This is a genomic window from Nereida sp. NH-UV-3, assembly GCF_042939535.1.
In the GTDB taxonomy this organism is placed as follows: domain Bacteria; phylum Pseudomonadota; class Alphaproteobacteria; order Rhodobacterales; family Rhodobacteraceae; genus Nereida; species Nereida ignava.
The window spans coordinates 133379-147902 of the sequence record NZ_CP132157.1 but is presented as its reverse complement, the minus strand read 5'-3'; the positions used below and the strand labels follow the sequence as shown (position 1 = coordinate 147902).

At 55.9% G+C, this 14524-nt stretch carries 11 protein-coding genes; 6 read left to right on the top strand and 5 right to left on the bottom strand.

Annotated elements, in window-relative coordinates; translation table 11 throughout:
* The first annotated feature begins 60 nt into the window (after positions 1-60).
* Together edd and eda are read left to right on the top strand one after the other, a co-directional pair.
* On the top strand, positions 61-1866 hold the full coding sequence (edd, locus tag NeNHUV3_RS00675; protein ID WP_391481834.1) for a phosphogluconate dehydratase: 1806 nt from the start codon (positions 61-63) through the stop codon (positions 1864-1866).
* Between the two features lie 241 nt (positions 1867-2107).
* On the top strand, positions 2108-2749 hold the full coding sequence (gene eda / locus NeNHUV3_RS00670) for a bifunctional 4-hydroxy-2-oxoglutarate aldolase/2-dehydro-3-deoxy-phosphogluconate aldolase (protein WP_391483153.1): 642 nt from the start codon (positions 2108-2110) through the stop codon (positions 2747-2749).
* Between the two features lie 12 nt (positions 2750-2761).
* On the opposite strand, the gene NeNHUV3_RS00665 is transcribed toward eda, so the two are convergent.
* Both NeNHUV3_RS00665 and NeNHUV3_RS00660 read right to left on the bottom strand, forming a co-directional pair.
* On the bottom strand, positions 2762-3034 hold the full coding sequence (locus NeNHUV3_RS00665) for a hypothetical protein (RefSeq protein WP_048597705.1): 273 nt from the start codon (positions 3032-3034) through the stop codon (positions 2762-2764).
* On the bottom strand, positions 3027-5876 hold the full coding sequence (locus NeNHUV3_RS00660; RefSeq protein ID WP_391481833.1) for a bifunctional [glutamine synthetase] adenylyltransferase/[glutamine synthetase]-adenylyl-L-tyrosine phosphorylase: 2850 nt from the start codon (positions 5874-5876) through the stop codon (positions 3027-3029). The genes NeNHUV3_RS00665 and NeNHUV3_RS00660 overlap by 8 nt, the downstream gene beginning before the upstream one ends.
* Positions 5877-6011: 135 nt before the next feature.
* On the opposite strand from NeNHUV3_RS00660, the gene NeNHUV3_RS00655 reads away from it, so the two are divergent.
* On the top strand, positions 6012-6455 hold the full coding sequence (locus tag NeNHUV3_RS00655; RefSeq protein ID WP_391481831.1) for an RDD family protein: 444 nt from the start codon (positions 6012-6014) through the stop codon (positions 6453-6455).
* A 74-nt stretch (positions 6456-6529) separates the two neighbouring features.
* Entirely contained in the window at positions 6530-7345 is an 816-nt protein-coding gene (locus NeNHUV3_RS00650) for an arginyltransferase (RefSeq protein ID WP_391481830.1), read from the top strand.
* Positions 7346-7461: 116 nt separating this feature from the next.
* On the opposite strand, the gene NeNHUV3_RS00645 is transcribed toward NeNHUV3_RS00650, so the two are convergent.
* The 3 genes from NeNHUV3_RS00645 to NeNHUV3_RS00635 form a co-directional block, all read right to left on the bottom strand.
* Entirely contained in the window at positions 7462-9816 is a 2355-nt protein-coding gene (locus NeNHUV3_RS00645) for a TRAP transporter large permease subunit (RefSeq protein ID WP_391481829.1), read from the bottom strand.
* Positions 9817-9836: 20 nt separating this feature from the next.
* Positions 9837-10751, bottom strand: a complete 915-nt coding sequence (locus NeNHUV3_RS00640; protein WP_391481828.1) for a TRAP transporter small permease subunit — start codon at positions 10749-10751, stop codon at positions 9837-9839.
* A gap of 217 nt (positions 10752-10968) precedes the next feature.
* Entirely contained in the window at positions 10969-12051 is a 1083-nt protein-coding gene (locus tag NeNHUV3_RS00635) for a twin-arginine translocation signal domain-containing protein (protein ID WP_341246727.1), read from the bottom strand.
* A 281-nt stretch (positions 12052-12332) separates the two neighbouring features.
* Here NeNHUV3_RS00635 and NeNHUV3_RS00630 point away from each other — a divergent pair, with 281 nt between their 5' ends.
* Complete coding sequence (locus NeNHUV3_RS00630) at positions 12333-13742, top strand: cache domain-containing protein (protein WP_391481826.1); 1410 nt, start codon at positions 12333-12335, stop codon at positions 13740-13742.
* On the top strand, positions 13739-14392 hold the full coding sequence (locus NeNHUV3_RS00625; protein WP_341246725.1) for a response regulator transcription factor: 654 nt from the start codon (positions 13739-13741) through the stop codon (positions 14390-14392). The genes NeNHUV3_RS00630 and NeNHUV3_RS00625 overlap by 4 nt, the downstream gene beginning before the upstream one ends.
* Positions 14393-14524 lie beyond the last annotated feature (132 nt).

Here is a 14524-nt window from a genome sequence, read left to right as displayed (position 1 = left end):
GCGCAAACATCGCTAGAACGCGGGTGAATAACAGACGTCTAAGCCGATGGAGCCTGCCACATGTCGCTAAACCCAACCCTCAAAGCCGTGACAGACCGCATCATTGCCCGATCAGAAAAGCGGCGCGGGACATATCTTGAGCGTATGCGCAAAGCCGCAGACATTGGCCCCAAACGCGGCCACCTGAGCTGTGGCAACCAAGCCCATGCCTATGCAGCGATGGGCGACGCAAAGGACCGTCTTCTTGATGAGCAGTCCCCCAACATTGGCATCATCACTGCCTACAATGACATGCTTTCGGCCCACCAGCCGTTCAAAGAATTCCCTGATCTGATCAAAGCCGCCGCAGCCACCCACGGCGGCACTGCCCAAGTTGCGGGCGGCGTTCCGGCCATGTGTGATGGCGTAACCCAAGGCCAAGTTGGCATGGAGTTGTCGCTGTTTTCGCGCGATGTGATCGCATTGGCCGCAGGCGTTGGCCTGTCACACAACACTTATGACGCGGCGATGTATTTGGGTGTGTGTGATAAAATCGTGCCCGGTCTTATCATTGCTGCCGGTACATTCGGCTATATCCCGTCGGTCTTTGTGCCAGCAGGCCCGATGACCAGTGGCTTGCCCAATGATGAAAAAGCCCGCGTGCGCCAACAGTTCGCAACAGGCGACATTGACCGCAGCCAGTTGATGGCCGCCGAAATGGCAAGCTACCACGGCCCGGGCACCTGTACGTTTTATGGAACGGCGAATTCCAACCAAATGTTGATGGAATTCATGGGGCTGCACCTGCCCGGCGCGTCTTTCGTGAACCCCAACACCCCACTTCGCGCAGCCCTCACCGAACATGCTACGAAAACGGCCCTGGGCATCACAGGACTTGGCGATAATTACACCCCCGCCTGCGATGTGCTCTCGGAAAAGGCGTTTGTGAATGGCATCGTCGGGCTGATGGCGACGGGGGGCTCAACAAACCTTGTGCTGCACCTGCCTGCAATGGCGCGCGCGGCGGGCATTGACCTTACGCTTGAGGACTTTGCGGATATCTCGGCGTTGGTGCCATTGATGGCAAAAGTATACCCCAACGGCCTCGCGGACGTGAACCATTTCCACGCTGCAGGTGGGCTTGGCTACATGATCGGTGAGCTGTTGAACGCTGGCCTACTGCACGATGATGTGGATACAATCGTCGGCAAAGGATTGTCGCGCTACACACAAGAGCCTGTGTTGCAGGACGGCAAACTTGAGTACCGCGAAGGCTCTGCAAAAAGTGAAAACGAGAAAATTCTCCGCCCTGTCTCAAATCCATTCCAGCCTGAAGGCGGCGTAAAGCAGCTGCGCGGCAACCTTGGGCACGGCATGATGAAAGTCAGCGCCGTCGCACCCGAACGTCAGATTGTCGAAGCCCCCATCCGTGTTTTCGAAGACCAGCATGACGTAAAAACGGCCTTCCAAAAAGGCGAGTTCACATCAGACACCATTGTCGTTGTGCGCTTCCAAGGCCCTGCGGCAAACGGCATGCCCGAATTACACTCGCTCACCCCAACGTTGGCAGTGTTGCAAGACCGTGGCCTTAAAGTGGCGCTTGTTACAGATGGCCGGATGTCCGGCGCATCAGGCAAAGTCCCATCGGCGATCCACGTAGCACCCGAAGCGCTTCACGGCGGTCTTTTGTCAAAGCTGCAAGACGGCGATATCGTTCGGGTCGATGCGCAAAACGGGACCCTAGATGTGCTGACCGAAGGCGTTGACGCACGCACAGCAGCCACACCAGACCTTGAGAGCAACACATTCGGCGTTGGCCGCGAGATGTTTGAGGTATTTCGTGCCAACGTTGGCCCTGCCAGCTCTGGCGCCGGCGTTGTTGTGTAAACGCGGGATTTGGATATTTATGAACAAAAGAAGATCAGCCCCCGAGACCGATACGCATGCGCGCAAAAGTCCCGTGGGGCCTTCTCTTGTTACAGCCATCGGCGTCCCCGCCTGTACTGCCGCTCCCGAATACAAAGCTTAAGTTAATTTACTGTTTCAATTCTTTTGTTTAAAAATATCCCCGCCGGAGGCACCCACGTTACTTTCCGGCACCAAATACCCCGAAGAGGATACCACCATGATGAGCCCACTCGACGCCAGCCACCACACCCGCGCAATTTGTGAACTGGCACCGGTTGTGCCCGTGCTTGTCATCCACGACGCCGCAATCGCGCGTCCTTTGGCCGAAGCACTTGTGGCCGGCGGATTGCCCGCCCTTGAAGTGACGTTGCGAACCCCCGCTGCCCTCGACGCGATCCGCGAGATGGCCAAAGTTGAGGGCGGCACTGTTGGCGCCGGAACACTTTTGACGCCCACAGACGTAGAAGCCGCAAAAGAAGCCGGCGCGCAGTTCGGTGTCTCACCTGGTGCCACGCCAAAATTGCTTGAGGCATGCGCAATCTCAGCGCTGCCACTGTTGCCCGGTGCATCCACCGCGTCCGAGGCCATGGCGCTGCTCGAAATTGGCTATTCGGTGCAGAAATTCTTCCCAGCCGAGGCAAATGGCGGTGCTCCCGCACTCAAAGCAATTGGCGCGCCTTTGCCACAGGTCTCATTTTGCCCAACGGGTGGTGTCACACCCGAAAACGCACCTACATACCTTGGACTGTCAAACACGCTTTGCGTTGGCGGAAGCTGGGTCTGCCCTGCCGATCTGATCGCCGCAAAAGACTGGGCCGCGATTGAAGAACTGGCCCGCGAAGCCGCAGCACTTAAGCGGTAATCACTTAGCTGTTTATTCAGCGACACGCGCGGCACGCCCGCCACGCCGTCCTGTGGCGGGGGCTGTTTCAAGGCCTTCGCGCAGCGTCTGCGTCATCGGATGATCTCCGTTTGATTGCCCGTAGTGATCAATAAGCGGCTTGATATAATCTTGCATCGCGACACCCGCGGGCAGCCCAAGCGCCCAGTCCAGAAAGATCGAGCGGCACTCAGGCGCGCTGATCCCATCAATTTTATAGCTTTCTTGGATCAATCCGCGTGGGTCCAAAAACTTGAAGTCAATCATTGCCGCCTGCCCCATCTTTTGCGCCCCCAAGGGGCATAATCCGTTCAATACATGCACGCGCCGTTTGCCGCGCCTCAGCCACTTTTGCCAGCGCCTCGTCCTCGGAACCCGCAGCCAAAATACCATTTAGAACGCCAACCGCGCCCGTCCCGACTTTTGCTGCATCAAACGGCCCCAGGCTCAACTCGGCCTGCATCGCTTTCACGGCCCATAGGGTCTTATAAGCTGCGGTGATGGCGCGCGCGTCCGCGTCATTCAACCATCCGTTTGCGACTGTTGTCGCCAGTTGCGCCGACGTATCGCGTGGTACGTCATCAAGCCCCGCTTTCAGCGCACTGGCTTGGGCGAACAGCTCAATATCTTGCACGCCGCCAGCACCATTTTTAACGTCCCACGGATCACTCGCAGGTTTCGCCCCCGCCAAACGCGCCCGCATATCGCTTGTATCACCCAGCACGTCTTTTTGCGTGTCCCGCAAAATATCACCGCGCAAAGCGTTCCAGTCCTTTGCCAACGCCCCATCACCAAGTGCTTGCGCGCGCGTCAAGGCAAGATGCTCCCACGTCCATGCTTCTTCTTTCTGATAGCTCGCATAAGACGCCCAACCACTTGCCACAGGCCCTTGCCGCCCCGAAGGACGCAGCCGCATGTCCACCTCATACAGCCGCCCTTCCGGCAATTGCGCCGTCAACGCCGTAATCAGCGCTTGGGTAAGCCGGGCAAAGTATGTTCGTGTCTGCAACGGCCTTGGACCATCAGACATCGCATCAGGGTCCGCGTCATAGATCAAAATCAAATCCAGATCCGAGCTCGCGTTTAACTGACCCGCAGCCAGAGACCCCATGGCAATTGGAACCGCTCCGCGCCCCATCGGCGCGCCATGCTTTGACGCAAACTCAGCCGTGACCCGCGGCCAAAGCGCGCCAACCAACGCCTTGGCAAGGGACGCGTATTGCGCACCGGCCATTTGCGCATCGATCACACCGCGCAGATGATGCACGCCAATCCGGAAGTGCCATTCTTTCTTAATCCGTCGCGCTGTGTCCAGCACCGCCTCATAATCCCCACAGGCCGCTAGATCATCGGAAATCATGTCACTTAGCTGCGCGTCACTTGGGAACGACGCAAAGAAATCACCCGCAATGACCGCGTCCAGCACGTTGGAATTACGACCCAGATACGCCGCAAGCGCGGGTGACGTCGCGCAGATTTCAAGCAGCAAATCCACCAGCGGAGCGTTGGCCTCAAAAAGGGAAAAGACCTGCACACCTGCGGGCAGGCCGCGCAAGAACCCATCGAAATGCGCAAGCGCTTCTTCGGGGCGTGCGGCTTGGGCCAATTTAGCCACAATAGACGGGCGCAGGCGGTTAAAAATTTCTGTAGCGCGGGCAGATCGCATTGCGGGGTAGCTGGGCCAACGGGCGATTGTTTCTTGGCCAAAATCGTTCGGAACTGTAGATGTGTCGCTTTCCTGATCGGTCGCTTTGATACTTGCGATAGAACCATCTTCGGCAGGCGCTTCTGGCGCAAAGAACGCCTCTGTACGGCTGTGAACACTCTCAAATAAGTCCTGCAATCGTTGCTTTAGCGGTGCCACGTCCTCGCCCATCATGGCGGCAAGCCGGCTGAAGCCTTCTTCATCGCGGGGCAACACGTGGGTTTGCGCATCAGCAATCATTTGCAAGCGGTGCTCAACATCCCGAAGATCGCGGTATTTTACTTTAAGATCACCCGCCAACTCATTGCTAACCCAACCTTTTGACGAAATAGCATCAAGCCCTGCACAGGTTCCACGCACACGCAAATCAGGATCGCGCCCGCCTGCAATCAACTGCTGTGTTTGGGTGAAAAACTCAATCTCGCGAATACCGCCACGGCCCAGTTTCACGTTATGCTCGGGCAATGAAATAGCCCCTGCCAGACCCTTATGTGCCCAAATTTTGAGGCGCATATCATGGGCGTCTTGAATTGCTGCAAAGTCCAGATGCTTGCGCCAAACAAAAGGTCGAAGCCGCTCAAGATAAGCCTCTCCGGCTTTATGATCGCCTGCGCACACCCGCGCCTTGATATGGGCCGCACGTTCCCATGTGCGCCCCTCAGCCTCGTAATAAAGCTCTGCTGCTGACATTGACATGCACACGGGCGTCACCGCCGCATCAGGGCGCAACCGCAGGTCTGTTCGAAAGACGTAACCATCGCGGGTTTGCGCACTTATCGTTTTGGTCACCGCACGGATAATCTGCACAAATGCGTGGCGCGCATCGGCCACATCATCACGGGCATAGCGGCTGTCATCAAAGAGGCAAATCAGATCAATGTCGCTTGAGTAATTCAACTCAAACGCGCCCATCTTACCCATCGCGAGCACAACCAAGCCACCGTTTGTGGCCAGATCATCCTCGGTCAACCACGGCAGATGCCCCCTTTTGAAACGGGCCGCGAACTCTGCATCGAGGGCCGTTTGAAGTGCCGCGTCCGCAAGGTGGGTCAACGCGGCTGTGACACTTTCCAGCGGCCAGACACCGGCCAGGTCCGCAAGTGCCGTAAGTAAGGCAATCCGCCCTTTTGACCGGCGCAAAGACGGACTTAACTCGCTCAGTGGTACGTTTGAGGCATAGCCCGCTACTGCCGCTAATTCGGCGCGCAGGGCCGCTTCAGGGTCCGCAAAAGCGCCCTGAAGCCACTCGTGATGCTTGCCAATCAGCCCGCTTAGGTATGGGCTACATCCCGCAGCACCGGCGACCACATCCGACAAAGGGCCATCGAACAGAACAGCGCGTTCAGCCCCGCGATCAGGGTCAAAGGCGCGTGGCATACGGGTGATAGCGTCTGTAAACTTCATATAAAACAACGTGATACGCGCGCCGTGATTGGTCAAGGACAACAATTGATCAAAAAGAGCGGATGCCCTTTATCGAAACACCCCAAACAACCACATAATTGCACATAACAAGTGAAACCACACGGATATCTGCCTATGCACAGCGCCCTTCCCGATCCCGTCGATCAAGCAGAGTTCTACGCGGATGTACCGCTGAAACGCTTGCTGTCGTGGGGGATTGATACGCTTATCATCGCGGCCATATCGATCGCGCTTTGTCTGCTTACGCTTGGGGTTGGCTTTTTCATCTTCTTTGCAGTCTTCTTTTCTGTCAGCTTTATCTACCGCGTGGTCACGTTGGCGCGCCGCTCAGCCACTGTGGGCATGGGGGTGGTGGCAATAGAATTTCGCACTGCCAAGGGCACCAAATTTGATGCCGGAACCGCGTTTTTGCACACTTTGGGATATGTCATTTCATTCGGGGTGCCGGTGTTGCAGTTGATCTCGATCGTCTTGATGTTGATCAGCGAAAAGCGCCAAGGAGCGACTGACCATCTGCTGGGGACCGTGGCCATTAACCACGCTGCACATTCGCGTTAACGCACCACGCAGACAGGGGTTGGCGAGACTGTTTTCGCTTGCTAGGGTTTGCGTGTTCAAGAATTGGATTATTAATGCGCCACACCCTGCCAATTGCACCACAGTTTTATGTGACCGCACCGCAGCCCTGCCCTTATCTTGAGGGTCGGATGGAGCGTAAACTGTTTACCGCATTGCAGGGTGAAAGCGCAGAAAAGCTGAATGACGGGCTGTCCAAGCAAGGCTTTCGCCGCTCACAAAATGTACTTTACCGGCCGTCGTGTGCCGATTGTACCGCGTGTTTGTCCGCGCGCATCAAAGTGGCTGATTTCAAGCTGAGCAAAAGCCAGAAACGCGTGATGAGCCGCAACAAAGATATGCGCCGCCGCGTGACAAGCCCTTGGGCAACCGAAGAACAATTTGCCCTGTTTCGTGCGTATCTGGATACGCGGCACGCAGATGGTGGCATGGCTGATATGGATATATTCGAGTTCGCCGCCATGGTCGAAGAAACGCCCGTGCGCAGCCGCGTGATTGAATACACCCGCGACGAGGTTTTGACCGCCGTTTGCCTGACAGATCTGCTCGATGACGGGCTGAGCATGGTCTATTCGTTTTTTGCGCCTGATGCGGCGCCAAGCTCGCCCGGGATGCACATCATCCTTGATCATATCGAGATCGCGCGGGAAACAGGCCTGCCATATGTCTACCTTGGGTATTGGGTGCCCGGATCGCCCAAGATGGATTACAAGGCGAAGTTCTCGGGCCTTGAGGTCTACCGTGGTGGTGCGTGGGAAACCATGAACAACGTGGCCGATTTTGAGCAAGAGACGCACCCGCTGTCCATTGATCCTATTGCCGAACAAGTCGCGAATATCTCGCTGCCTGATACGCTGTCTTCAAAAGTATAGCCTGCGGTATGAAGACGGCTGACCAAGGCTGACTGATCGCCCATCATCCTGGCAACCAAATGAAAACGGCCCCGCAGTTTCCTGCAGGGCCGTTGTCATTTTCAGGTCTGATTTAATCAGTTACCAATCAGGTTCGGCACGATTGTCACCACGCTTGGGAACGCCGCCAAAAGCGCCAGCCCTGCCACTTGGATCAACACGAAGGGCAATACACCTTGGTAGATGTGGCCAGTGGTGACTTCCTTCGGGGCCACGCCGCGCAGGTAGAACAGCGCAAAGCCAAACGGTGGTGTCAGGAACGAGGTCTGCAAGTTCACAGCGATCATGATTGTTACCCATTTCGGATCCATCGTGCCGCCGTAAATGACCGGCCCCACAATCGGGATGACGATGTAGATGATCTCTAGGAAATCAAGAACAAAGCCCAAAATGAACAGCACCAGCATAACCAGCAAGAACACGGTCCATTCGTTGTCGAACGAGCGTAAGAACTGTTGGATATAGTGCTCACCACCGAACGAGATCACCACAAGGTTAAGCAGCTGTGAGCCGATCAAAATGGTGAACACCATCGAGGTGACTTTGGCGGTTTCGCGCACCACGGGGCTAAGGACCCCGCCCGCAAACAGCACCCAACAGGCAAACAGGATGCCGAACATCGCGAATAGATACGCAGCCTTAGCGACGATGAACGCAAAGACGGTCTCGACACTGGTGTTGCCCGTACCCAAGCGCAGATCAAAGTTCACGCCCACAAGGATCAACACGATGATCGCAAAAGTGGTCATCAAGATCATCTTGCCCGAACGCCCCTCATCCGCGAGGCGGCGATACGCGGCCAACATGATCGCCCCGCCCGCACCAAGTGCCGCAGCAGGTGTCGGGTTGGTGATACCGCCCAAGATTGAGCCAAGCACCGCAATGATCAACACAAGCGGCGGGAAGACAACGCGCAGCAACTCGTTCTTAGCCAGCATCTTCAGCGCCCCCGCACATCCCCAAAGGGCAAGGCCCAGAGGCAATGCGATCAGCAACAGCCGTGCACCCGCAGATGTGGTGGGCCCCAAAAGAGCGACGTCAACAAAAAGCACGCCCAATGCGCCGAGTGTTCCTGCGATCAACGGCAAGCGGCCAGCTGATGGCGCAACACCGCGTGCAGTGGTCAGAACCAGACCCAGCAACATCATTGAAACAGCCAAACCTGTGCCGATTGGCGCAGCGGCTTCGATCTTTTCAAGGATCAACGTCTCACGCTCTTCCGGTGTCAGCTGACGGCTTTCTTGCACGCCCCCCGCATCATCGATGGCTTGCTGTTGTGCGACCGCTTCGTCCCATTTGGCTTGACCGTGCAGATCAATCATGGCCGCGGCACATTCAGGGCCAACAGACGTGCGAAGGTCTGCGGTACTGCCGGCGTCGGTGTAGCTGTCAACGATTGTTGACTGGCTGCCGACAAGGCCGATGTTCACGAACAGGATCAAACCACCGATCAACATGATCGGCGCGCCCAAGAACCATGTCAGCCCCTCAGAGCGGGTGATCGGCTCACTGTTGCTGCTGCCCATCTGGACCGCTGGCGCTTTGGACGGGTTGAAAAGCGCGTAGACAAACGCATAGCCCGCATAAAGCATCGCCAGCAAAATACCGGGCAACAGCGCCGCTTGGAACAACGTGCCCACAGAGACAACCGCAGGCTCACCCAGATATGTCAGCGCATCAGAACATCCCACCAATTGGGCACGCTCTTCTTGCGCGGCCGAGTACAAGTCCCCAGCCAATGTCCCAAGCAACACGATCACGATGGACGGCGGAATGATCTGACCCAATGTGCCAGAGGCCGCAATCACACCTGTCGAAAGCTGCGGCGAATAACCGTTCTTGAGCATTGTCGGCAAAGACAAAAGCCCCATGGTCACAACGGTTGCTCCCACAATACCTGTGGACGCCGCAAGGAAAGCACCAACCACAACCACGGACACCGCCAAACCACCGGGCAGCGGGCCAAACACCCGTGCCATGGTTTTCAGCAAATCATCCGCAATTTTCGACCGCTCAAGGGTGATGCCCATCAGAACAAACATCAAAACAGCCAACAGCGTTTCAATGGATTGGCCTGCCAAAACACGTTCGTTGATGCGGTTCACAATGAACGACACGTTACGATCAAGGGCGACTTCCCACCCTTGCAAAAACACAGGCTCTCCAATGCGCGGCAACTCAGGGTAGCGGAAAATCGAGACCGCCTCAGGGCGTATCCCTTCGGCCAGAAGGGCCGCGTATTGCGCGCTGTCTTTGTCGATTGCTTGGTGAATAAGCAGGCCGTTGCTATCGAGTGCCGCGATGATCCCGAATGAGATAACGGCAGAGCCACCGATTGCAAAAGCCACGGGGAAGCCTGACAAAATGCCCGCAAAGAGCGTCAGGAATACGATGATCAGGCCGACTTCTACGCCATCAAGTCCGAATAACATGTCTCTAGATCTTTCTTAACTTAATGGATGTTCGCGGCGAGTTCTGCGTCAGCATCGCCAAGTTTATCACGGTCAAGGTTTTTGCCTTCGGCCTCGGGACCTTCGCGCAACTCAAGGTAGCTGCGGTAAAAGAAGGTAATCGCCTGCAAAAAGACCATCGCCGTGAAGACGATCAGCAAAATCTTGAACATGAAATATGCGTTGAACCCGTTGGGCGAGAAACCGATGGTCTCAACATTCCAGCGCAGCGCGCGGGCTTTGTTCACCAAACGGTCAAGGCTGTCGGAGGCGGATGGGTTCGGCACCACAAGGTGACGCCACAAGAAATACCAACCGTACATCCACGTCAGCACCGCCGCTGGCATCATAAAGATGATGCTGCCCACCATATCAATGATGCGCTTGGTGCGGAATGAAACGGCTGAGTAGACCAAGTCAACACGCACGTGACCGCCCTGCACAAACGTATATGTCGCGCACAGGCACACCACGATGGCGTTGTATAACTTTAGCTCCTCAGACCACCAGCTGATGTCAAAGGCAAAGCTTTTGCCAAACCCGAATGACAATTCGGAAGCCGCAAAAATACGCTGCATGAATACGATGACGATTTGTTGCAGCACCATCAAAAGGCCGGCCCATGCAAAGAAACGGCCCACGGCGTTTGCGAACCCTTCAAATACCCGCACGCAGCCCCACATGAATGGACGGTACAGCAAGCCCGCGATGGTCACACAGATAAACAGGGTGAAGATCGCGAAGAACAACTCAACAGAGCCGCCGTAATAAATGAACCGCATCAGGGATTGTTTGTCTTCGGTGGTGTTGTCCCACGTCAGCCAGTCAAGCCAGCTTGAAGTGTTCAACAGCGCGTAGCCGATGTTGTAAAACGCCAAAGCGATATTTTGAAAAAACCAGATGATCCCGTCGAGCATGATATTCCCCTATGCCTTCAAGTCGTGGAGCGGCGGCTCGTAATAATTTCGGCGCAGTTATGATGTGCCACGCAACCCCAATGCCCATGGGCCATGGTTGCGGATGCAGTCAGATCATAATGCGGTAAAAGTTGGAGCGGCCAACGCATGCTGGCCGACCCAAAGATGCGAACGCTTGGGAGAGGACGCGCGCGCCCTCCCCCCTGCAATCGGGCGATTAGCCTAGAACGCGGTCGCGCTGTGTGCGGTATGCACTTTCAGACTGCTTGATCCAGCCAGATGACGCTTTGAGCGAGGCCTGGTAATCATCGTGGACCTTTTTGTAGAGGTCATCACCGAGGTTTTCGGCGTGGACTTCTTCACTTGCTTTACCGAATGCATCCCAAACGTCATCTGGGAATTCGAGAACTTTAACACCGCCGGATTGCAGACGCTGAAGCGCTGAACCGTTGTTGTTAAGGAACTGTGCAAGGTTCCACTGGTGTGTTTCAGCAGATGCGATTTCGATGATCTTCTGGTGCGCTGGTGACAGGCTGTCGAATACGTCGCGGTTTGTTGCAACTGACAGACCTGCGCCTGGCTCGTGGAAGCCCGCAGCGTAGTAGAATTTTGTGATCTCTTGAAAACCGGCTTTTTCGTCTGCCCATGGGCCGATCCACTCGGTGCCGTCAAGCGCGCCAGATGCCAAAGCTTGGTACACTTCTGCGCCTGGAAGGTTCTGAACAGATGCACCCAATTTACCCAGTGCTTTACCGCCAAGACCTGGCATACGGAATTTCAGACCGTTGAAATCAGCAGCTGAGTTGATTTCTTTACGGAACCAACCGCCCGCTTGTGCGCCTGTGTTGCCGCCCAAGAATGATTTCAGGCCAAAGATTTCGCCCAACTCGTCGTGCAGAGCCGCGCCGTTGCCGTGGTAGTACCAGTTTGCAAGCTCTTGTGCTGTCATGCCGAATGGCACAGCTGTGAAGAACGCATATGCAGGGTGCTGACCAACAAAGTAGTAGTCTGCGCCGTGGTACATGTCCGCTTGACCGGCAGTAACCGCGTCAAACACTTCAAACGCGCCAACCAGCTCGCCTGCGGCTTTTACGTCAACAGTCAACTGACCGTCAGACATTTCGCCAATTGTATCCGCTGCGCGCTGAGCTGCGTCAAAAACGCCAGCCAGACCACGGCCCCAAGTGGTAACCATAGTCAATGTGCGCTTGCCTTGGGCGTAAGCAGGTGCGGCCAATGTGGACGCAGCAGCAGCCGAGCCGCCAAGTGCAGATGTTTTCAAAAATGAGCGACGATCCATAGAGTATCCTCCCAGATAATAAAATCAGGCCGCCACCGCTTCACCAAAACGAAGCCGCGCGCCCTGTGGGTCGTTAACAATGGTCAGACATTAGCGGCACCAAAAAAAATCCGAAATACCAACTACTACGTAATCGGTTAACTTTTATGACCAACTCTGCCTCAATATTGAGCACCATACGTCTCAAAACAGGCCCCATGCTGCGTATTTTGCGCGCGGAACTGCGTAAGAAAGACTTAACAAGCTGCCGATTCCAGCGTATCGAATCGCAGATGCCGAATATGTTTCGTCTTTTGCGCACACTTCGCCCAAGCTACGGGCAAAAGCTGTTCATTCTAGCGACGGCCCCTTTGTTGGTTGCGGCCACTATCATCGGCCTTGTGGTCATCACGCAGTCACGCACCTTGGCCGAGCGCGAGATCGCCGCTCTTGAGACCCAACTTCTATCTGCCAAAAAAGCCGAGTTGAAAAACTACCTGTCCATTGCGCGCACTGCCGTTGTCGATATTTACGGCCCCGCCGGTACAAATGACGAAGCCGCCAAGACCGAGGTAAAGCAGCGCCTTGCCGCGATGGTTTACGGCCAAGACGGCTATTTCTTTGTCTTTGATTACGATGGCACAAACCTTGTGGCGCCGCGCCAGACCGTTCTGATCAACAAAGACTGGAGCGGGCTGACCGACCCCGAAGACGTGCCCGTTACCGACAAGCTGATTGATATTGCGCGCACGGGCGGTGGGTATCATTCGTTTTTATGGACCAAGCCAAGCACCGGCACCAAAGAACCCGCGATTAGCTATGTGCTGGGTCTGCAAGATTGGCAGTGGGCCATCGGCACCGCCATTTTTGTCGATGACATCCAAAGCACGGTGGCCGCGGCGCGCGCAGATGTAGAGAACCGCATCGATCGGACGTTCCAGTATATTGTGTTCATCACGCTTGGTGCGCTTTTGGCGGTTTTTGCCTCTGGCATGGTGCTGAACATCCGCGAGCGGCGCTTGGCCGATACCAAGCTAAAGGCCCTGACGGAGCGAATTTTTGATACCCAAGAAGAAGAACGTGGCCGCGTCGCCCGCGAGTTGCACGACGGCATCAGCCAGATCTTGGTGGGCGTACGCTATTCACTTGAGCTGGCGCGTAGACGTTTCAACAAAGGCGATGCCGCCGCCGGTGACAGCCTTGGTGCAGGGATCGACGGGCTGAACACCGCCATTGGTGAGGTCCGCCGCATCAGCCGTGATTTGCGGCCGGGCATCTTGGACGACTTGGGGCTTGGCCCTGCCCTGCAATCGCTGACCGATGACTTTGAGGCGCGCACGGGTATCGAATGCACGTTTGAAACTGTCGTCTTTCGCAACCGCCTTGATCCCGACAGCAAGATTGCGCTTTACCGCATTGCCCAAGAAGCCCTGACCAACATTGAGCGGCACGCCGATGCCTCGAAAATGGTGATGAGCCTGGCCGGTCACCGCCAAGGGGCGACGTTGATGGTAAAGGACAACGGCGTTGGCCTGAAATCAGGGCGCGGTCGCAACAGCTTGGGGCTTGGTCTGCGCAATATGGCCGAACGGATCGAGCAACTTGACGGCACGCTGAACATCGCGTCCACCGCCTCTGGCACCACCATCGAGGCGACTGTGCCGCTTACCCACCTTCTAAGTCCCGAAGCACCAGCGAAGATTACCCAATGACCCAAACACCGCCGCTCACCCGCGTTATGATTGTCGATGATCACCCGATGGTTGCCCAAGGGGTGCAATCGATCCTTGAGACTTATGACGATCTTGAAGTGGTCGCGACCCTTTCATCCGGACAAGAGGCCATCGCGCAAGTAGGCACGTTGCAGCCGGACGTCGTGCTGATGGACCTGAACATGCCCAACATGGGCGGGCTTTCCGCGACCGAGATTATCCTTGAGCAACACCCCGACACCCACATCCTGATCCTGTCGATGCACGACACGCCCGAATATATTTCAACGGCGCTGAGTTACGGCGCGCATGGCTACCTGCTGAAGGACGTCCCTACCGAAGAAATCAAAACTGCCATTGATGTGGTGCTGTCTGGTGGGCGGTATTTGTGCACGGGCGCGAAGGGCTCGCTTGAACCGGCGGTTGCGGGCGGGCGCGAAATCCTGACCGAGCGCGAGCAGACTATTTTGCTGCAACTTGCCAGTGGGAAATCCAACAAAGACGTAGCAGCCGTGTTGGATATTTCTGTGCGCACAGTTGAGACGCACCGCAAGAATATCAAACGTAAACTGGGTATTTCATCTACCGCAGGGCTGACCCGCTACGCGCTTGAGCACGGGGTTTTGCAGGGTACAGGGGCTAATTTGTAGGCCAGCATCCAATAAAAATGCCAAAAAGTACCCCCATACTTTCTGATAGTTTCAAAATTCATCACTCAAATCGCTATTTAATTATCCAAAACAGCCAAAAAACTACTGTGCGGCTGTTGACGCCCCCGAATG